The following is a 19,225-nucleotide window of genomic DNA, read 5'->3' as shown; positions in this document are numbered from 1 at the left end:
CCTTGATCGCGTCCCGGATGCCCGCCAAGGAGTACTTCCTGGAAAGCCAGCGGCGTGGATTCCCGGCCGGCGCGGTGTTGTCACCCGATGAGGCGATCGAGGACGAGCACATCGCCGCCCGCGGATTTCACGTTCTCGTAAGCCATCCGGAGCTGGGAAAGACATTCACCTATCCGGGCACACCGTACGTGTTCGGTCTCGCACCGACCACCGCGCCGGCCGGGAATCCACGCCGCTGGCTTTCCAGGAAGTACTCCTTGGCGGGCATCCGGGACGCGATCAAGGTGATCGCATCACGTGCCGCCGTGAGCATCGCTGTCGTTTCGTCGTCGGCGCCGATCAACGCGATATCCACCGGAACGTCACGGGATGCGGCCATTTCCAGGAAGACCGCCTCGGGCAAGTCGGCGGTGATGCCCAGATCGGCGAGCCAGTTCAGTAGGTTCGCGAATTCGTGGGGCTTACGGGGCAGCACGCCGGTGGTGGCATACGCGCCGTCGGCGCATTGAACCTGGGTCCGCTGGCTTGGGGTGAAGTACGCGTGCCGGCCAGTCTGGCGAACGCAGGTCTCGTTGTTGACCAGCCAGTGGTAGGTGGTCTGCTCGCAGCTGACGTTGCAGGCGGCGTTGACGTTGACGTCGACGAGCTGGCCTTGTCCGGTCTGGTCGCGATGCGCCAGCGCGACCAGCGCTCCGATTGCGCAGTACAGACCCGCGATGTTGGCCGATTGCTCACCGGCACCGCGAATCGGTGGCAACGAATGGTCGTCGTAGCCGCAGTTCCATACCGGGCCCCCGCCGGCAAGCATCGTCAGGTCGGTGACCGGCTGGTCGGACCGGACGCTGCTGAGTCCAAACGGGCTGATTGCCACCCAGATCAGCGACGGATGCTCGGCTCTGACGTTGTCGTAACTCAGTGCGCCGCCGTTAACCGGGCCGGCTCCGGAGATCACGATGTCGGCGCTGGAGATCAAGCCGCGCAGCGCTGCTACACCCGGCGCGGCGTCGAGATCGACGGCCACCGAACGCTTCCCGACGTTGCCAGCCCACCATCGTAGACTCGTGTCGGGCCCCGAACGGTCGCCCGCAAATGGAGGCCGCAGCCGGTGCGAGGACCCATCAGGGGGTTCGACGACAATGACGTCGGCGCCGAGTTCAGCGAGCACCCTTCCGCCAATCGCGGTGAATTGGTCGCTGATCTCGACGACGCGAAGTCCGGCTAACGCGTTCAGATCACACCCTGCTTCGTAAGACCGTCCAATTCCTCATCGCTGTGCCCGAGGAGGCCGCCCAGCACATCGCGATTGTGTTGTGCCAGACAGGGCGCCGGTCGCGAAATGTTCCACGGCGATGCCGATAGCCGCAGCGGAAGCCCCTCGACCCGGACCGCCCCGATCTCTGGGTGCGTCACCGTCGGGAACAGCCCCCACTCAGCCAAGTCGGGATCTTCGTCGATGCGTTCCCGCGGCGATTTGACGACGCTGGCCGGAACTCCCGCGGCGCTGAGTTCGCTTGCCAGAAGAGAGGCCTCCCGAGTCCGGGTGCAGGTACCGATCAGTTCGTCGAGTTCGTCGGCGGCGCGCACCCGCTGCTCGAGGGTGGCGAACCGGTCGGCCGTCAGTTCCGGTTCATCCACGACTTTGGCCAGCAGGGCGACGTCGCGTTCGTCGCGGCACGCGATGGCAATCCACCGATCCTCGCCCAGGCACGGGTAGATCCCGTGCGGCGCCATTTCACCGAAGTCGGCCCGGTTGCCGTCCGGACTTCCGGCCCGCCGGGTGGGCCGGTTGTTGACCGTCCAGTCGAGCACTTCGGTGGGCAGCATGGCGATACCGGCCGGCACCGTCGCCAAATCGATGTGCTGGCCCTCGCCAGTGCGTTCACGCTGGTGCAGGGCCGCCAGAATTGCGACGGTCATGTAATAGGCGGCGATGTGGTCCATGTAGGAATAACCCCAACCGGCGGGTTCGTGGTCGGGCAGCCCGGCGGTGAAGGTCAACCCGCTAAGCGCTTGCACGATCGGGCCCCAGGTTTTGAAGTCGCGGTACGGGCCGGTGTGGCCGAAGCCGCAGTTCGAGACGTAGATGATGTCGGGCTTGATCCGTCGCAGCTCGTCGTAGCCGAAACCCATCCTGGCCAGCACGCCCGCCGCGAAATTTTCACAGACGATGTCGGACACCGCGATCAGCTCGCGCAGCAGTTGCTTGCCCGCATCGGTGCGCAAGTTGATGGTGACGCCGAGCTTGCCCACGTTGTGATTGTTGAAGCCCGCACCGAGGTTGACACCGCGGCGCTCGTCGACGAACGGCCCCACGCCGCGGAGCGCATCCCACATTCCACGCGTGACGGGATCTTCCACCCGGATCACCTCGGCACCGAACGCCGCCAGTATCTTTGTCGCACCCGCCCCAGCCAGTTGACCGCCGAGGTCGCACACTCGAAGGTGGGACAAACCAGCGGTCATGATGCAACAATATGACACAATTTGTTCTTCTGCCAACCCTTGGACTCCCGGCCGAGCGGTAATCTGGGGCGCTCGCAGAGTTACACCAAATGTTCTATTGTTCATATCTATGGCGACGATCGCAGCCGCTCGGTTCGACGAGCCGGCGTTCTATCTCGACGACCCGAACGCGATGTTTGCGTACTTGCGCGCCAATGATCCGGTGCATTGGTATGACGAGGGCAAGTTCTGGGTCATCACCAAATATGAAGACATCAAGGGAATCTCAGCCCGCCCCGAGAAGTTCAAGTCCGAGCGTATCGGCATCATGATGGATCTGATCGCACACCGGGAGGGCCGAGATCCGCAGGGATACCAGTCTCGCGGCATCATGTTCATGGATCCTCCGGAACATCGCGCGCACCGCAAGGCCATCGGCGTTCGCTTCACGCCGGCCGCGGTAGCGAAGATGGAAGCTCGGGTGCGCCAGGTCGTCAACGACGCCCTTGACGATCTGCCAGATGGCGAATTCGACTGGATCGAGCGGATCGCCGAGCCCATTCCCGTGTATGTGTTCGCCTATCTGCTCGGGGTACCGGAGGCGGACTGGCCCAAGGTGGCGGGTTGGGCGACCACGATCGCGAATGTGGGAGGCGGGCTGGCCACCGATGAAGACATGGCGTTGATTTTCGACCAGATCGGTCCCTACCTGCTGGGCTTGGTCGCCGAGCGCAAAGACAACCCCCGAGACGACCTGCTGACCATGTTGTCGACAGTGACCATCGACGGCGAGCCGTTCAACGATGCGCAGGTGATGATCTACGCGCTGACGCTGTTGGCGGCGGGCAGCGAAACGACACAGAGTCTGATCGCGGGGATCGCGGACTGCCTCGACCAGTATCCGGACCAGGCCGAGATGTTGTTCGCCGAACCGAGCCTGGCCGCCAACGCGGTCGAGGAGGTGTTGCGCTACTGGACGCCCGTGATGAGCATGGCACGTCAGGCCGCCCGTGACGTGGACCTGCGTGGCGTCACCGTCAAAGAAGGCGACGGTGTGCTGCTCGCCTACGCGTCGGCGAATCGCGATCAAGACCACTGGGGGCCCACAGCCGAGCGATTCGACATCACCCGCGTCGACGCCGCAGGTCACCTCGGCTTCGGTGTCGGCGAACACTTCTGCATGGGCGCCGCGCTCGCCCGACGCGAGGCGCGTTTGTTGGTAGAGGAAATCGCCAAACGTGCCAAGGGAATTCACGTGGTCGGGCAGCGAGTCCAACGGAAATCCGCGCTGGTGCACACCCACGACCACTTGCCGGTCGTGTTGAACTACCGCTGAGGGGCGCATCGATGAGCGGACCGATGACCGGCGTGCGCGTCCTCGAGGTCGCGCAATGGACGTTCGTTCCGGCCGCGGGGGCTGTGCTCGCCGACTGGGGTGCCGATGTGTTGAAGATCGAGCATCCTCGTACCGGCGACTCCCAGCGCGGCCTGCGCGAACTTGGCAACATCACCATAGACGGCGCCCGTAATCCCGTGATGGAACATGCCAACCGAGGTAAGCGGTCCATCGCGCTGGATATCTCGACTCCCGACGGGCACGCACTGCTGATGGATATCGCACGCACCAGCGACGTCTTTCTCACGAACTTCCTGCCCGATGCGCGCAAGAAACTCAAGATCGACGTCGATGATCTACGGGCGGTGAATCCCAACATCATCTATGCGCGGGGCAGCGCCTACGGTCCGCTCGGTGACGACGGCTCCAAGGGCGGCTACGACATGACCGGGTTCTGGAGTCGTGCCGCCGGGGCGGCCAGCACCACGCCTAGCGACGTGAACGGGGTTGTCGCCCAACCGGGTCCGGCATACGGCGATTCGATTGGTGGCATGACCATAGCCGGTGGCATCGCCGCAGCCCTCTTCGAACGGGAGCGGACCGGCGCGGCGCGCACCGTGGATATCTCGCTGCTCGGCGTCGGAGTGTGGGCGATGGGCGTGGCCGTCAACGCCGCCCTGGTCAGCGGCGAGCCGTGGGTGGCCAATCCCGCGGGTGCCAACGTTGCGCCGCAGAACCCGCTCACCGGGTTCTACCGGACCAGCGACGACCGTTTTCTGGGATTGTCGATGCTGCAGGCGTTCCGCTACTTCGCCGACTTCTGTGCGCGGGTGGGAGTCCCGGAACTCGCCACCGACGAGCGATTTTCCAGTCACGCGCTGTTGGCTAAGAACGCCGGCGAGGCCGCCAGGGTTCTGCGTGGCGCGATCGCGGCACGGCCGCTGGAGCACTGGCGTAAGGTGCTCGCGGATTTCGACGGCCAGTGGGCGCCGGTCCTCAACACCGCCGAGGTGGCGACCGACCCGCAAGTGCGCGCCAACGGGGGGATCGTATCCGTCGGTCAAGAGGGCGAATCGTACGACCTGGTGGCCAGCCCGGTGATGTTCGATGAGACGCCGCTGCGGCTTGGGACGTCGCCGGAGTTCGCCGAACACACCGAAGCGCTGATCCTTGAACTCGGTGGCGACTGGGACCACATCGCCGCGCTCAAAGACAGTGGCGCAATCGGCTGAGAAGCCTATTGGGCGGCCAGCCCGAGGCGGTTTAGGCGCCGAACGAGAATGCTGGGCAACCACTCTCCGACATCGGTCGCCTCGATCCACGTCGTACGATCCAGAAGCGTCCGAAAAACGACCTGGGCCTCCAACCGCGCCAGAGCGGCTCCGACACAGAAGTGCACGCCCTTGCCGAAGGTCACATGGCCTTTGCCGCCGCTGCGATCCAGCCGAAATTCGTTTGGTGTCTCGAAATGTGCGGGATCGCGATTGGCCGCTCCCCACATCAGCAGCAGATGAGCGTTCGCGGGCACCTCGACTCCATCGAGGGTCGTGTCGCGCCACACGTGCCGGTAATGCCCCCGAAACGGCGCCTCGTAGCGCAGCGCCTCTTCGATGAAGGCATTCAACAATTCGGGGTTATTCCTCACCTGCTTTTGGATGTCGGGGCGGTCGGCGAGAATCCATGCGGCGCTGCCCAACAACGAAGCCGTGGATTCGCCGGCAGCGCTGAACAGTGTGAGCATGATGCCCATCGCAACGGTCTGGTCCACCTCGCCGCAGGCGTAGCGTGCGGCCATGTCGGGGATCAGGCCGGATTCACTTGAGCCGCTTGCCTTTTCGAAGTGTTCCATGACGTAGCCCGACAGTTCGAACGCCGCAGCCCCGGCCGCCTCGAGTTGCGCCTGGCTGACGACTCCATCGAGCAGCGTGGTGGTGGCGAAGCCCAACCGGATGAGATTGTCAACATCGGCATCGGGAAGGCCCAGCAGCTTGGCGACCACCATCATGGGAAGGCGGTTGGCGATGGCGCTCATCCACTCGATGCGTCCATCGTGCAGATTCTCGTCCCAGAGGCGTTCGGCGACCTGGTAGGCGAATTCTTCGATGATGCGCACGCGTTTCGCGGACAAGTGCGGCAGCAGGATTTTGCGATGTATCGCGTGGGCCGGATCGTCGGCGGTAGCCAGGGAGTGGTGGGGACTTCCGGCCTCAAACATCGGAAACGGGGTGACCGTTCCATCCTCGTGGTAGACCATGGTCGCGGTGAGGTTGGACGAAAAGTCCTCCACGCGATTGACGGCCTCGATCACCGCATCCCAGCCGCACACGGCGTAGAACTCCGAGTCACCGATCCGGTGCACCGGTGCCTCGGCGCGCATGCGGTCATAAAGCGGATAGGGATCCTGCAAAGCCTCGACGCCGAAAAAGTCGACCGGATCGCTCAAAACCGCCATGACTTCAGGCTGCGTGTGGTCGCCGGCAGCGTCAATAGGGTTCGGATAAGTTGATAAAGGCCCGGTCGCGCCGCCCCCACGCCCGAAAACTATTGCGCAGCACGACCAGCGCGTTAGTATGAGAAACTCTCCACTGAATTCTCACGGTGAGAGAAACTTTTGGTAGACTGCAACGCTGAGGGACGCATGCCGAACAACGACTGGCTGCTGGGGCGGGATCGCCGCAGCGAAGCCGCGGAACGGATCCACGCAGCGGCCGCTGACCTGATTTCGCATGTCGGATACGACGCGTTCACCATCGAGGCGTTGGCCGAGAGCGTCCACTGCTCACCGGCGACGATTTACCGGCATGCCGGCGGTAAAGCGGCCATCCGCAACGCCGTCGTCGCCATCCAGGCGACGCGCATCGTCGATACGGTGCGCGACGCCATCAAAGACCTCACCGGGCCGGACCGGGTGGTGACCGCCACGATCCTTGCTTTGCAATGCATGCGTTCAGATCCGTTGGTTCAGCTCATGCAGCCACCGCATTTGGTACCGGGCAGTGAATGGCTCACCACCTCGCCGGTCATTACCGCCTTTGCCTCGGAAATGCTCGGTGAAGACAACCCCGATCCGTTGGCGGCGCAGTGGCTCATCCGCGTGTTTCTTGCGCTGTGGTGCTGGCCGCTGAAGGACCCTGCGACCGAACGCGCCATTGTGGAAGGCTTCCTTGGCCCGTCCTATCTCAATCGCACTTGAAACCCCAGATCATCGACCAAACACAGCGACAACGCAGGAGCCGCCGCCGCCCATCGCCTGCACCAGCCCGACCCGCGGATCGAGAACCTGCCGCGAATCCGCTTCTCCCCGAAGCTGACTGACCACTTCGCCCGCCTGGGCCAAACCCGTTGCGCCGAACGCGTGGCCGCGAGCCAGACATCCCCCGTCGGTGTTGGTCGGAAGTCGGCCGGCGAACCCGAGCTCGCCCGTCTGTGCCAGCTCGGCTACTTCCCTGGCGTCTGCGAGCCCGAGCGCTATCAGCGCGGTGATCTCCTCGCTGGCGCACATGTCGTGGAGCGAAACGACGCCAACATCGTTCGGGGCGATCTGCGCGGCATCGAAAGCTCGCTGCGCGGTGAGCCTGATCTGCGAGGGCGGGCCGACACACGGACCGGTCAGCGGCCAGGTTGGGTCCTGGGGCCAGCTCGTCTGCTCGATGGCGTTGATCGCCACGGACCTCGGAGGCTGGTCGGCGGTCACCACGATCGCCGCACCACCATCGACCGAGGCGTGACACATCATTTTGGTTAGCGGCTCGGCGACCATCCGGGCCGACATCACCTGCTCGACGGTCACCTCGTCCTCGTTGCGCCGCGCCGCCAAGGGATTGAGCCGTGCCTGGTTGTACGACTTGGCGGCGACAGCGCCGATCGTTTCGGGCCCGCATTGCGCGTCGTGGAGCCAGCGATTTGCCTCGATGGCGTAGTGCACCTGCGGCGGGAAGCGGTCCCAGAAATCGACCGCTGCGGGCACCACTCCGCCGGGTTCCAACACGGTGGTTTTCTCGTAGCCGATCGCCATCGCCGTGCAACAGCGGCCGGAGGCGACCGCCCAAACCGCGTGCCGCAACGCCACCATGCCGCCCGCGGAGGCGCTTTCAATGGCGGTCACGGGAACCCCAGTGCGCCCCAGCCGATACGCGACCTTCAGCGCCGTTTGCGGCGGCGCCATCGACGACGATGCGAAGACCTCACCCACGGCGTCGTAGCCAAGGGCGGCGTCGGCGAGCGCCTGCTCGGCCGCCACGGCTCCGAGGTCGGCCAGCGCGGTCTCGCCGTGCCTGCCGAACGGTGTTATTCCGATACCGGCGACATGGACGCCGGTCATGTCGGATCCGCTTCGAACATCTTGGTTTTCGTTTCACCAAGCTTCTTTTCGACGATCCTGCCGACGGTGCCGGCCGCGGGCTGCGTCCCGGATACCAGGAGCTGCAGTCGCCCTTCCGTGGTGTCCACCCAGGCGACGCTATAGCCTTCCTGGCCGTACTCGGGGATCGGTGACTTCGACGGGACGAAGGTCGACGCCCACACGGTCGCGGTGACGTCGGTGGACTTGTCAGCGAACACTGGTCTTCCTTTCCTGACTGACGATTGCGCTGCCCAGAGCCGGGGGCGGCGCCAGCGGTATGGGGCCTTCGTCGGTGAACCGCCATGGCAACCCGACCAGCCGGGCGGTGCCGATGTCGGGGTCGGGGTGGGCGATCTCCGGAAAGAATCCGCGCGCAGCCAGATGTGGGTCGGCCACCAGTTCCTCGGCTGCCTGCACCGGCGCGGCAGACACGCCCATCGCGCGCAACCGCTCGGCTGCGTCGTCGGCTGGGACCGCGGCGATCATTGCGGACAGTTCGTCGATCAGGCTGTCGCCGCTTTCGGCGAATTCGACTGCCACCCACCGTTTGTCGGCAGCTAGGTAGACCCCGCGATGTGCGTCACTGCCGGTGACGAGTCGCGCGTCGATCGAGGCCGCGGCGACGAATTCAGCCACCGTTGCGGCGACAACCTCGGCCATGGACAGATCGATCACCGCGCCGGTGTCACGGGCGGGCCCGATAGCCCAGGCCGCAATGACTGTGGCGGCCACCACCGACGACAACGGATCCGCGATGACCGTGCCGAGTCGCGCCGGCGAACCGTCTGCGCCGACGGTCAGCCCGGCCAACCCGCCGTACGACTGAACATTGTTGGCGTACACCCGATATCCCGCCATGGGGCCACTGGACCCGAATCCGGACACGCTGACCGCAAGCCTTCCCGCGCAGGCGAGCGACGTGAGATCCACGCCCAGACGGGCCAGTCGTGACTTGCCGACATTTTCGATGACGACATCGGCGTCAGCGAGCGCGGCAGCGACGTCCACAACGGCCCGGGCGGGCTCAATCAGCATGCTCTGCTTGGAGTGGTTGGCCACAGTGAAGTAGGCCCCGCGCTCCACGCCGGGCTTACCTTCGGCGAACGGGCCGGTGCGCCGGTAGATGTCGAGGCGGTCGGGGTCTTCCAGGCGTACCACCCGTGCCCCCATCCCGCCGAGGAGCGCCCCGATGATCGGTCCGGCCAGCACGTGGGTCAGTTCGACGATCCGCAAGTCGGCCAGCCGGCCCGTTCGGCTGCGGTCGGACAGACCGCCGGTGGTTGCCAGCCAGGGGGCATCCAGGACGGCAACTTCGACGCCGTCAAGCCACGTTGACGACAACGCCCCACGGAATGCGAACTGCGGTGAGGTCAGGATTTCCTCGGGTGTATTAACCGGGGTCGACGGAACACCGTTGGCCTGCAAGAGTGCTGAACATGCTTCTTTGTCGTGTGCGGCCGCCCACTCCGCGACGTGCTGATTGATCAGGTCGGCCTGTTCGATGCGGGCAGACCTTTCGTCGAGACCAACCGCCCATCCCGGGTGGCCCAGGGCCGCAAGCAGCCCGCTCCACTGGTGATTTTCCACGGCGGTGATGCGGACCAGCCCGTCGCGGCATGCGAAGAGGCCCGACGGCGCGAGGTAGCGGCCACTGCCCGCCTTTCCGGGGCACGAGTACAACACGTGGGCGCATTCTGGGAGGGCCGCAGTGAACGCCACTGCCTCCTGCACCGAAACATCAACGTAGACCGAAGCATTGGTGGTGTTCCGCCGATCCAAGCCATGCAACGCCGATAACGCGGTCACCGCTCCGGCCGCCTTCAGTGCCACATATCCCGGGGCGGGGACCGGAACACCGTCGGAGCCCTGAATGGTGGCCAGCATCCCACCGGCGGCCTGGGCGACCAGCTCCCCGCCCGGCTGCGACGACCGGGGGCCGTCCAGACCGAACGGGCTGACACACACCACGACGGCGTTTTCGGCCTCCGGTGCGGCGACGACGACGCCGTAGTCGACAATCACGATGTCGTGTTCGGTGATCGGCGCTGTGAGGTCGGTGTGCGCCGGGACGACGCGTTTGTCGCGATCGAGAGTAATGTCCACGGCCGCAACGCGTCCCGCCGCGGTGGTGATCGCCGGTCCTGTCCGTCCGGTCACCTCGTCGGTGGACACCTTGGTGACGTCGGCCCCGAGGCTGGCCAGCACCGCTGCGGCCGCCGAACCGGCAATGCTGTCGCCGAGCTGAAGCACGCTGATTCCGCTCAAAAAGCGGATGTGTTCGCGGTTGTTCACACTCACTAGCCTCCGATGTCGGCGGACGCGTGGCGGGCACTGAGCCAGCGCGTGACGACGTCGCGGTGATAGGCGCGCGGCCCGAGCGCTGCGGCTGCGCTCGCCGCCCGCCGAAGGTGGATATGGGCGGGGTGCTCCCAGGTGTAGGCGATGCCGCCGAATACCTGTGTGGCGCCCTCGGGTACGGCCCGCAGCGAGTCGATACCCCAGAAGGCCGCGAGCGATGCCAGGGCCGCGGCGTCGGACTGCCCATGCTGGCATGCGTCGGCGGCGCGATTGACCAGCGCACGCCCGACTTCGATCGCGCAGCGCTGGTTGACGAGACGGTGCTTGATGGCCTGGAACGCCCCGATCGGCCGGCCGAACGCGATGCGAACCTTGGCATAGGCGGTCGCGGCGTCGTTGGCGGCCGACGCAATTCCGACCAGCTCGGCCACCTGCGCGATCAATGCGCGCTGCATCGCCTCCTGATGGCGGGACCCGGCCCGTTCCCCTTGTTCGATGACCTGAATAGGCACACTGCGCAGAGTAATTCGTGCGGCCGGGTTGTGATCCAGTGGAGATACCGGCTCGCGTTCGACGCCCGCGCCGGTCGGATCCACCAAGCCCAGAACAGTACGGTCGTCGTTGCCCGCGCAGACGAGCATACGGTCGGCGCAGGCGCCGAATGCGACGACCTGCCAGACACCCGAGACGCCGTCGGTGCTCAACTCAGCGTGTCCGGGCAATACCATACTGAGGCCGTCAGAACACCGATCCTCGCACCAGCCGGCCGCGGCCGCCGCGGCCAACGGGAGCGGGGCCGCCGCAAAGCCCGCCGCCTCGGCCAGCACGCAGAGCTCCCGAAGACTGCCGCCTCCGCCGCCATTGTCGTCACTCACCAGGACGTCGGGCCAGCCCAACTCGCTTATGGTTTGCCACAACCCCGGTTCGAACACCGGGCCGGGACCGTCGAGGAGACTCCGGAACGGTTCAAGCGACCACGCGCGCCGCAGGATATCGTCGGCCGACTCGCGCAGTTGTGCGAGTTCGGCTGCAGTGTCGCTGATTTCGTCCAATGGGGGCAGCGCGTTAGGGGTCACGGGGCAGCCCCAGTAGCTTCTCGGCTATCACGTTGCGCTGGATCTCCGACGTGCCGGCGCCGAATGTCGCGGCCCGCATCAGGAGGTAGCTCTGGGCGACATTGCCGCCCTTGGTCGCTCCCACCGAGCCACGCTCGAGCGTCCCCCCGGGCCCGGCGAGGTCTAATCCGAAGTTGGCCATTGCCTGGTCGACCTCGGAGGTCAGCAGCTTGGCCACCGACGCCTCGGGCCCGGGAGCGACGCCACGGACGCCGGCGGCGGTCGCCTGCGCAGAGATCTGCCGTAAAGCTTCCACCTGCGCGGCGAACCCGACGATTCGATCGGCAACATAGCTATCGCCCAACCCCTCGCTCGCCAGGGCATTTTCTTCTTGCGCCATCCTGACCAGGATCGCCAGCCTTCGCTCGATACGGTGGGTACGGCTCTGGCCGACGCGCTCGTAGCCCAGCGTCGACTTGGCGACCTTCCAACCACCGTGCAGGGGCCCGAGCACGTTGGCGAGCGGAACGCGTACGGATTCGAAGAACACCTCGTTGAACTCGGCCTGGCCGGTGATCTGCCGGATCGGGCGCACCTCGATCCCGGGAGTGGCCAGCCGCACCAATATGTAACTGAGTCCAGCGTGCCTGTCGGCCTTGCCGTCAGCCGGGGCATCGGTACGGGCCAAAATGTAGATCCAGTCGGCGTATTGGGCTTTGGAGGTCCAGATCTTCTGGCCGGTGACCACCAGCTCGTCGCCGTCGATCTCGGCCCTGGTTTTCAGCGCGGCGAGGTCGCTACCGGCGTCGGGCTCACTGAACCCCTGGCACCAAACCTCCTCGCCGGACAGAATCTTGGGCAGGTAACGGGTTCGCTGCTCGTCGGTACCCCACTGGATGATGGTGGGCCCCAGCTGATTGATGGCGCTGCGATTGATGGGCTCGGGCGCGTGCGCGGCGGCCATCTCGGCGTTGAAAATCAGCTGCTTGACGGGCGACGCACCGCGACCACCGAATTGCTCAGGCCAGGAAATCGCGGCGAGGCCGGCGTGGTGAAGACGGCTCTGCCACAGCCGCATTCGATCAAGACGATCGGTCTCGTCGCGCGCTGTACCGCGTACGTCGGCGGTCAGCGCTGATGCCAGAAAGGCGCGTACCTCGTCGCGGAATCCGCGATCGGCCTCACCGAGGACGACGCCGTAGTCTGGCTCGGTCACGCGCCACCGCGGATGATAGAGGCCATCCGCACCTTCATGTCGCCGTAGGTGATCGCCGTGGCGCCCGCCCTGGGCGCGCGTCCGGCGTCCACCTTCGGCGCGGACAGATCCAGGGCGGCGATCTTCTGCCGCAACGCCGACACGGTGCAGTTCTCTCGGCCGAGCCGCTCAACGCCGGTATAGCCGAAGGCGCGCGCTGCGTTTCTCCATGTGATGGCTTCGACCTCGTCGGGGGTACAGCCCTCCAGCTGGGCGGCCAACTGCTCGGGCGCGTCGGGCCAGCTGCTGTCCGAGTGTGGGTAGTCCATCTCCCAGCAGATGGTCTCCACGCCGATGCGCTCGCGCATTTCGATGCCCACGCGGTCCCGGATGAAGCACGACATGAAGTTACGGCGGAACACGTCGGTGGGGCTCAGGCCGTCGCCGAGGTCGTCACCCGTCCACGCCCGCTGGCGTGAGTAGATGTCTTCGAAACGTTCTAGTAGGAACGGGATCCACCCGATGCCCCCTTCCGAGAGGGAGAACTTGATGGTGGGGAACTTCGTCGGGATCGGAGAGAACAACAGGTCGGCGGTGAATCTCTGGGTGTCGATCGGCAACATCGAGTTGTAGGCCAGGTATGTGGTCAGGTCGGAAGGCACGGGGAGGCCGCCGCCGGTGCCGATGTGGATGTTGACGACGGTGTTCTCTTCGCAGATCGCCTCCCACAGTGGGTCCCAGCGTGGGTCCTGCCAAGGTGGCTGGTCGTAGTTGCTGATGTGTTGTGGGGCGGTCACAGCCCGGCAGCCCAGCGCTGCCAGCCGGTGCACCTCCGCGGCCGCAAGCGCCGGATCCCACAGCGGCAGAATGCCCATCGGGATGAACCGGTCGGGGTGCCGTCCACACCAGTCCTCGATATGCCAGTCGTTGTAGGCGCGGACCATCACCTCGGAAACCTCTCGGTCACCCCGATAGGTGAACAGCGCCCCCGAGATGGTCGGAAACGACGGGAAACACAGCGAAGCAAGCACACCCGAGGCGTTCATGTCGTTGACGCGGGCGTCGACGTCATAACATCCGGCCCGCATGTCGGTGAATCGCGACGGCTCGAATCCCCACTCGTCGTTGGGGCGCCCGACCACGGCGTTGAGTCCGATGTTGGGCAACTGCAGACCGTCATACTCCCAGAAGCACATGCCGTCGGCATCCTCGACGACGCGCGGAGCGTCGTCGGCGAAGCGGCTCGGCACTCGTCCAGCAAACATGTCGGGGGGCTCGACGGTGTGGTCGTCGACACTGATCAGCACCAGATCGCAGGGATCAATCACCTGAAAGATCTTAAACTAATAAACAGATATTGTCTAAGTGTTCCATTCAGTCAACGGGGGGCGTTGGCGTAATCCTGCACCCAGCCGGCCATCAGGCCATAGACGCCCTCGATGGCTTCTCGCGCACTGGCATCGTCGCCGATCGCCTCGTACTCGATTTCCCAGGCGACGGTCGATTCGTCGGGCGAGTCAACGGCATCGGAGACGGTCGTCACCGCGATAAACCGGCTGACCGGCATCGGATTGTTGGTGATCTCATATGACAGCGCACGCCGCTCCGGCTTGATCCAGATCAGCGTCTCGATCACCGGCTTCTCACTGCTCGCAGCGATCAACCGCCGCATACCCGGTCCCTCGCCTTCGACCCTGACGTCGCTGGGTCCGGGAATCCAGCCGACGTCACCGAAGTCGGCGAGGACCGCCCAAACCGCCTCTGGTGATGCTGCAAGCCGCTTCGTGACCGTGAGGGTTGGCATCCGCTGACCGTATCACCCGGTGTAACAGTTAATCGACTAGTGTACTTGTGTACTGCGGAAGCGCGAAGGAGGGTGATGTGAGCACCGACGCCGCCGCTGAAGGCGAATTCGAGGTCGATGAGGACTGGGTTCGCTACGAGGTGGTGGAGCCGCACATCGCCCACATCACCATTAACCGGCCGGACCGCCGCAACGCCATTCTCTCGCCGGACATGCACACCCTGTTCAAAGAGCGGCTGACGCGCGCCGAAGACGACGACGACATCAAAGTGGTCGTCTTGCTCGCCGAGGGCAAGGACTTTTGCAGCGGCGACGACGTCCGGCGGCTCCCCGTCGAACAGGCGGGGCTGACCAAAGGCAAGCGATTACCGCAGACCGCGCGCCTGGGAAACGCGCGCCGCCTGCACCGGCACCTGACGACCTGGCTGGAATTTCCCAAGACGGTCATCGCCGCCTGCCAGGGCGCAACGCTGGGCGCCGGGATGAACCTTGCCCTCGCCGCTGACATCCTGGTGGTTTCCGACGACATGTATCTTGCCCGGCCGCAGTCGCGCATCGGGTTCGCCGGCTTCTCCACAGCCATGCCGCTGGCGCTGCTCAAGCTGGGCCCGAATCGCGGCTACGAAGCGATGATCACTGGGCGGAAGGTGCCCGCGACCGAGCTCCGTGACTGGGGAGTGGCCGCGTCGGTGGTGCCCGCAGAGTTATTGCGTGACGAGGCCATGCGTTATGCCCGCGCGATCGCTCATCACTCCGCTGACGGGCTGATGGTAGGCAAACACGCCCTGATCGCGTTTTGGCACGCCGTCGGGATGGCGCAATTCGGCGATTGGGTTCCGATGGCCCATGCCGTGTTCAGCAACTTGTCGTGGCGCGAAGACGAGTTCAATTTCATGAAGGAACGCGGCGCCCGCGGCGGCCGGGAGGCCCTGGCGGAGCTCGAGCGCCGCTATCGGGAGTGGGGGTTCGACTAATAACCGGCTGCTCGACAACTATACAAATCATGTATTTGTGTTCTGTATGCTGAAACAGACAACTTAGCGCAAGGAGTTGCATGACGATGGGTGTCCTTGAGGGACGTACCGCGCTGGTGACGGGCGCCGGGCGCGGAATCGGCGCCGCGGTCGCCGAGGGCCTGGCCGCCGAGGGCGCGACCGTCCTGGTATCGGATGCCGGGGTAAGCGTCGACGGAACCGGGCAAGACGGCGGCCCCGCCGAAAAGGTGGCCGCGGCGATCACCAGTGGCGGCGGTAAGGCCTTCGCAGATGCCACCGACGTCACCGACTTCGAGGCGTGCGGGAGGCTGATAGACCGCGCGGCCCATACGCTTGGCGGTCTGGATGTCGTGGTGAACGCGGCCGGGATCTTGCGCGACGGCATGGTGTTCAAGATGAGTGAGCAGGACTGGGATGCGGTGATCTCGGTGCACCTCAAGGGGACCTTCAACGTAACGCGGCACGCGGCGGCGTGGTGGCGCGAGAACCGGGGAGGCCAGTACCGGCTGATCAACTTCACCTCGATGTCGGGGCTGCAGGGCGCCCCGAGCCAGCCAAACTACGCGGCGGCCAAGATGGGAATCGTCGGCCTGACGTTCTCGTGCGCCAACGCATTACGAAATTACGGCGTGCGTTCCAACGCGATCGCGCCCATTGCCGGTACCCGCATGACTCAGGGCATCAAGGGTGGCGGAAGCATGGACTATTCGGACAGCAATGTTCGCCTGTCGCCCAGGAACTGTGTGCCTCCCGTGGCGTATCTGGCCAGCACGCAGTCCGATTGGCTCAACCGACGCGTGATCTTCGCCGGCAACGGCCGCATCAGCCTGATGTCTAATCCCGTTGTCGAACGCGAAATCGTGACGGCCTCGGGAACCTGGGACATCCCCACCGCCTTCGCGGAGATCGAGACGGCCTTCAAGGAGGCCGTCCTGTATCCCAACATCTTTGACAAACCACCCGCCGGCTGAACACAGGGAGAGGGTGACCATGACCGAGCTAGCCACCGAACGGATACCCGAGAAGTTCTCCTGTGGAGAGACATTCGTTCCCAAAAGCCGGTACATCGATCCGGAGTTCCTGCAACTCGAGTTGAACCGGTTATTCACCCAGGTTTGGCAGCCGGCTTGTCGCGAAGAGGAAATTCCCGATGCCGGAAGCTATTACGAATACTCGGTCGGACGGCAATCCATCGTGGTGGTGCGCCAGAAGGACGGCGGCGTCAAAGCCTTCCATAACACCTGCGCTCACCGCGGGATGAAGGTTGCCCGCGACAGCGGATGCTTGCCGGACAGGGAGTTCCGCTGCGAGTTCCACGGCTGGCGCTACGCGTTGGACGGTCGGTCTTCCTTCGTTCCCTGCCGCGAGGAGTTCGCGTCCCGCCCGCGCGAGCAGTGGGGCCTGCGTCCAGTGAATGTCGGCATGTGGGGCGGGTGGGTGTTCGTGAGTATGGCGGAAAATCCGCCGGATCTGCTCGAATGGCTGGACCCGCTGCCAACCGCACTAGCGCCGTTCCGGTTGCAGGACATGCGCTTTCGCTGGCGCAAGCGTACGTTCTTGCCGGCTAACTGGAAAACCGTCGTCGACGCATTCATCGAGGGTTATCACACGCCGGGCACCCATCCGCAGACGATGCGGTCGGCGGAAGGCCCGCGGCCCTCCACGGCCCCGGCAGCGCCCCAGGAGTACGTCTACGCTCCCTACACGCCGACCATCACCTACAAAAACCACTCTCGGTTCGTCTACACGCAGCGCCCCGAACACGCCGGGCGCGACAAAGGGCGTCAAGAACTGTCAGCGCGACCGGAAGTGTTCGCGAATTCGATGCAATACCAGTACTTGGAAGTCGGATCACTGGTCACCGAGCGCGACTACCGCGCCGCGCAGAAGCTTGCCACGCTGGAGCCCAGCGACGTCCCACCATTCATGCTGTACCACCAGATGTGTGAGGAACTCGCACGCGCCGAAGGCGTCGACTTTCCGCAGATGTCGATGGAGGAGTACTTCGCGGGCAACGGCGACTGGCATGTGTTCCCCAGCATGGTCATCCTTGTCGAGAAGTCATGCCTGCTCGGATACCGCATGCTGCCCGACGCCGAGGATCCGAACCGGTGCACGTTCGAAATGTTCTCGTTGGAGCATTTCGCGCCGGGGAAAGTTCCCCAAACAAAGTGGCAGATCTTCAAGCGGTGGCAGGACCACGACGGTTGGGGCGAGCTTCCGACGCAAGACCTGATGAACATCGGCGCGATCCATGCCGGCATGCATTCCGCGGGATTTGATGGGCTCTGGCTCAACACCGCGCAGGAGATGTCGATCCGCAACGAACACGCGATCGCCGACAGATTCCTTTTCGGCGACGCCGGGGACAGACAGTAGGCGATTCGGGAGCGTCGGCACCGGGAGCGAGAGTCGTTGACTGCCGGGTATATACGGGAGCCTAGGGGCTGTCGATCAGGCTGGCATGAGACGCACTGGCAGGCGGGTTGGGCCGCGAAGGGAACTGTGGGTGGACCAAGTCGTTGGACCGGCAGGACAGACCTGGGCGACTCGGCTCGCCAGTTCTCGTAGCACCGCTTGCGCTTCCATGCGGGCTAATGGCGCTCCCGGGCACATATGCGCGCCGTACCCGAACGCGACGTGATTGCGCGGGTTGCGGTCTGCGCGGTATTCGTCGGGATTGTCGAAGATCGACGGGTCGCGGTTGGCCGCACCGAATGACAACAGGATTCGTGAGCCGGTCGGGATGGTGACATCGCCGACCTGGTATTCGGCGCGCGTGTAGCGATAGAGGTTCTGGATGGGGGTCGTGATTCGCAATTGCTCTTCGACCGCCATGGGAATGAGGTCGGGATCTGCGCGGATCGAGTTGTATTGCTCGGGGTTGTGCGCAAGGGTGTCGAACATCCCACCGAGCAGGTTGGTCGTCGTTTCGTTGCCAGCGATCAACAGATGAATCGCGATCAGAAGCAGTTGGCGATCGGTGAGGCTGCCGTCGGTATTGTGCTCGAGCAACCGACCCAACACGGTGCCTGAGCCCTTGAGTCCGCCCGTGGCGAATTGCCGCATGAAATAACGATGCAACGCCACTACGGCGGTCATCGACTTCGCGGCTCCGGCGAGGGCTCCGGGGGTGGCACGCAGTTCCATAACGCCAACGAGGTTTTCGGACCAACGCCGGAAGTCGCTGACATCGCGCTCGGGCACTCCGAGAATCTGAGCGATGAGCCGAATCGGCATCGGTATTGCCAACTGCTGAACGACGTCGCTTCCGGGACTGGACACAAGGTTGGACACCAGCTCCACGGCCAGCTTGTCGGTCATGTCCTTCCATGCGTCCATGGCACCCTTGCTGAAGCCGGGCTGGACCTGTTTGCGAAGGCGGGTGTGCTCTTCGCCATCGGTGAGTACCGCCAGCGGCGCCGAAATCCGCAGGCGGGTAACCCCTTCGGTGCTGGTGACTTGGTCAGTGTCACGCAGCGCGGCCCGAACGTCTTCGAGACGACTCAAGATCCAAGTAGCCCGCCGCGGGTTGTAGTGCACCCGCCCACCGCTGTGCAGGGCGCGGTAGGCCCCGAACGGCTGTGCCGCAGTAGCCGGATCTTGTGGGTCGTAGTCGGTGTTCACCGCGCCAGTCCAGCCGTCGTAGCCGCGTCGGCGGGTCCGAATCGCGGCAGCCACGTTCATATGCACTGCGTCACTGAACGGCTTGACAGCCTCGACGCCTGTTCGCACCTTCTCGCTGATCGACATCTTGG

17 protein-coding genes and 1 pseudogene are annotated in these 19,225 nt (G+C 64.8%); 7 read left to right on the top strand and 11 right to left on the bottom strand.

Going from position 1 to position 19,225, the window contains the following annotated elements:
- Nucleotides 1-17: 17 nt before the first annotated feature.
- Nucleotides 18-173: pseudogene (locus A5678_RS27025) on the top strand (carnitine dehydratase); the annotation flags it as partial.
- On the opposite strand, the gene A5678_RS09955 reads toward A5678_RS27025, so the two are convergent.
- Both A5678_RS09955 and A5678_RS09950 read right to left on the bottom strand, forming a co-directional pair.
- Nucleotides 170-1,231 carry a CoA transferase gene (locus A5678_RS09955; RefSeq protein WP_082945476.1) on the bottom strand — a complete coding sequence of 354 codons (1,062 nt, stop codon included), beginning with the start codon at nt 1,229-1,231 and terminating at the stop codon, nt 170-172. The pseudogene A5678_RS27025 and the gene A5678_RS09955 sit on opposite strands and share 4 nt — an antisense overlap.
- The gene (locus A5678_RS09950) at nt 1,228-2,463 is read right to left on the bottom strand and encodes a CaiB/BaiF CoA-transferase family protein (RefSeq protein ID WP_068041444.1); all 1,236 of its coding nucleotides are present in this window, start codon (nt 2,461-2,463) and stop codon (nt 1,228-1,230) included. The genes A5678_RS09955 and A5678_RS09950 overlap by 4 nt, the downstream gene beginning before the upstream one ends.
- A 109-nt stretch (nt 2,464-2,572) precedes the next feature.
- Between A5678_RS09950 and A5678_RS09945 the strand changes: the two genes are divergently transcribed.
- Together A5678_RS09945 and A5678_RS09940 are read left to right on the top strand one after the other, a co-directional pair.
- Nucleotides 2,573-3,778, top strand: a complete 1,206-nt coding sequence (locus A5678_RS09945; RefSeq protein ID WP_068041440.1) for a cytochrome P450 — start codon at nt 2,573-2,575, stop codon at nt 3,776-3,778.
- A gap of 11 nt (nt 3,779-3,789) precedes the next feature.
- A complete protein-coding gene (locus A5678_RS09940) occupies nt 3,790-5,010 on the top strand; it encodes a CaiB/BaiF CoA-transferase family protein (RefSeq protein ID WP_068041437.1) in 1,221 nt (406 codons plus the stop codon).
- A 5-nt stretch (nt 5,011-5,015) separates the two neighbouring features.
- On the opposite strand, the gene A5678_RS09935 is transcribed toward A5678_RS09940, so the two are convergent.
- The gene (locus A5678_RS09935; RefSeq protein WP_068041433.1) at nt 5,016-6,230 is read right to left on the bottom strand and encodes a cytochrome P450; all 1,215 of its coding nucleotides are present in this window, start codon (nt 6,228-6,230) and stop codon (nt 5,016-5,018) included.
- Between the two features lie 186 nt (nt 6,231-6,416).
- On the opposite strand from A5678_RS09935, the gene A5678_RS09930 reads away from it, so the two are divergent.
- Nucleotides 6,417-6,971 (top strand): TetR/AcrR family transcriptional regulator, encoded by a 555-nt coding sequence (locus A5678_RS09930; protein WP_068041430.1) that lies wholly within the window; start codon nt 6,417-6,419, stop codon nt 6,969-6,971.
- Between the two features lie 9 nt (nt 6,972-6,980).
- On the opposite strand, the gene A5678_RS09925 is transcribed toward A5678_RS09930, so the two are convergent.
- From A5678_RS09925 to A5678_RS09895, 7 genes are read right to left on the bottom strand one after another with little or no spacing between them, the layout of a single operon-like run.
- Nucleotides 6,981-8,099, bottom strand: a complete 1,119-nt coding sequence (locus tag A5678_RS09925; protein WP_068041427.1) for a thiolase family protein — start codon at nt 8,097-8,099, stop codon at nt 6,981-6,983.
- Nucleotides 8,096-8,338, bottom strand: coding sequence for a hypothetical protein (locus A5678_RS09920; RefSeq protein WP_068041423.1), 243 nt, complete (start codon nt 8,336-8,338; stop codon nt 8,096-8,098). Before A5678_RS09920 ends, A5678_RS09925 begins: the two co-directional genes overlap by 4 nt.
- Complete coding sequence (locus A5678_RS09915; protein WP_231983625.1) at nt 8,328-10,412, bottom strand: CoA transferase; 2,085 nt, start codon at nt 10,410-10,412, stop codon at nt 8,328-8,330. The genes A5678_RS09920 and A5678_RS09915 overlap by 11 nt, the downstream gene beginning before the upstream one ends.
- 5 nt (nt 10,413-10,417) lie before the next feature.
- Nucleotides 10,418-11,470, bottom strand: a complete 1,053-nt coding sequence (locus A5678_RS09910) for an acyl-CoA dehydrogenase family protein (protein WP_231983624.1) — start codon at nt 11,468-11,470, stop codon at nt 10,418-10,420.
- 13 nt (nt 11,471-11,483) lie between these two features.
- Nucleotides 11,484-12,689 carry an acyl-CoA dehydrogenase family protein gene (locus tag A5678_RS09905; protein ID WP_068041418.1) on the bottom strand — a complete coding sequence of 402 codons (1,206 nt, stop codon included), beginning with the start codon at nt 12,687-12,689 and terminating at the stop codon, nt 11,484-11,486.
- A complete protein-coding gene (locus A5678_RS09900) occupies nt 12,686-13,996 on the bottom strand; it encodes an amidohydrolase family protein (protein WP_082945475.1) in 1,311 nt (436 codons plus the stop codon). The genes A5678_RS09905 and A5678_RS09900 overlap by 4 nt, the downstream gene beginning before the upstream one ends.
- A 50-nt stretch (nt 13,997-14,046) precedes the next feature.
- Nucleotides 14,047-14,472, bottom strand: a complete 426-nt coding sequence (locus A5678_RS09895; RefSeq protein ID WP_068041415.1) for an SRPBCC family protein — start codon at nt 14,470-14,472, stop codon at nt 14,047-14,049.
- A gap of 77 nt (nt 14,473-14,549) precedes the next feature.
- On the opposite strand from A5678_RS09895, the gene A5678_RS09890 reads away from it, so the two are divergent.
- The 3 genes from A5678_RS09890 to A5678_RS09880 all read left to right on the top strand — a co-directional run bounded on the left by A5678_RS09890 (nt 14,550) and on the right by A5678_RS09880 (nt 17,846).
- Nucleotides 14,550-15,446, top strand: a complete 897-nt coding sequence (locus tag A5678_RS09890) for an enoyl-CoA hydratase/isomerase family protein (protein ID WP_068041465.1) — start codon at nt 14,550-14,552, stop codon at nt 15,444-15,446.
- A gap of 80 nt (nt 15,447-15,526) precedes the next feature.
- Nucleotides 15,527-16,438 (top strand): SDR family NAD(P)-dependent oxidoreductase, encoded by a 912-nt coding sequence (locus tag A5678_RS09885; protein ID WP_231983623.1) that lies wholly within the window; start codon nt 15,527-15,529, stop codon nt 16,436-16,438.
- Between the two features lie 19 nt (nt 16,439-16,457).
- On the top strand, nt 16,458-17,846 hold the full coding sequence (locus A5678_RS09880; RefSeq protein WP_068041460.1) for a Rieske 2Fe-2S domain-containing protein: 1,389 nt from the start codon (nt 16,458-16,460) through the stop codon (nt 17,844-17,846).
- 75 nt (nt 17,847-17,921) lie between these two features.
- On the opposite strand, the gene A5678_RS09875 is transcribed toward A5678_RS09880, so the two are convergent.
- The gene (locus tag A5678_RS09875; protein WP_068041411.1) at nt 17,922-19,220 is read right to left on the bottom strand and encodes a cytochrome P450; all 1,299 of its coding nucleotides are present in this window, start codon (nt 19,218-19,220) and stop codon (nt 17,922-17,924) included.
- Nucleotides 19,221-19,225 lie beyond the last annotated feature (5 nt).

It is taken from the genome of Mycobacterium sp. E2733, assembly GCF_001667585.1.
Taxonomy (GTDB): domain Bacteria; phylum Actinomycetota; class Actinomycetes; order Mycobacteriales; family Mycobacteriaceae; genus Mycobacterium.
The sequence above is the reverse complement of the archived record's forward strand: the minus strand, read 5'-3'. Positions and strand labels throughout refer to the sequence as shown.

Excerpts from the sequence above, each read along its gene's own strand:
- A5678_RS09950 (WP_068041444.1), bottom strand. The coding sequence starts at position 2,463 with ATGACCGCTGGTTTGTCCCACCTTCGAGTGTGCGACCTCGGCGGTCAA.
- A5678_RS09945 (WP_068041440.1), top strand. The coding sequence starts at position 2,573 with ATGGCGACGATCGCAGCCGCTCGGTTCGACGAGCCGGCGTTCTATCTC.
- A5678_RS09940 (WP_068041437.1), top strand. The coding sequence starts at position 3,790 with ATGAGCGGACCGATGACCGGCGTGCGCGTCCTCGAGGTCGCGCAATGG.
- A5678_RS09935 (WP_068041433.1), bottom strand. The coding sequence starts at position 6,230 with ATGGCGGTTTTGAGCGATCCGGTCGACTTTTTCGGCGTCGAGGCTTTG.
- A5678_RS09930 (WP_068041430.1), top strand. The coding sequence starts at position 6,417 with ATGCCGAACAACGACTGGCTGCTGGGGCGGGATCGCCGCAGCGAAGCC.
- A5678_RS09925 (WP_068041427.1), bottom strand. The coding sequence starts at position 8,099 with ATGACCGGCGTCCATGTCGCCGGTATCGGAATAACACCGTTCGGCAGG.
- A5678_RS09895 (WP_068041415.1), bottom strand. The coding sequence starts at position 14,472 with ATGCCAACCCTCACGGTCACGAAGCGGCTTGCAGCATCACCAGAGGCG.
- A5678_RS09885 (WP_231983623.1), top strand. The coding sequence starts at position 15,527 with ATGACGATGGGTGTCCTTGAGGGACGTACCGCGCTGGTGACGGGCGCC.
- A5678_RS09880 (WP_068041460.1), top strand. The coding sequence starts at position 16,458 with ATGACCGAGCTAGCCACCGAACGGATACCCGAGAAGTTCTCCTGTGGA.
- A5678_RS09875 (WP_068041411.1), bottom strand. The coding sequence starts at position 19,220 with ATGTCGATCAGCGAGAAGGTGCGAACAGGCGTCGAGGCTGTCAAGCCG.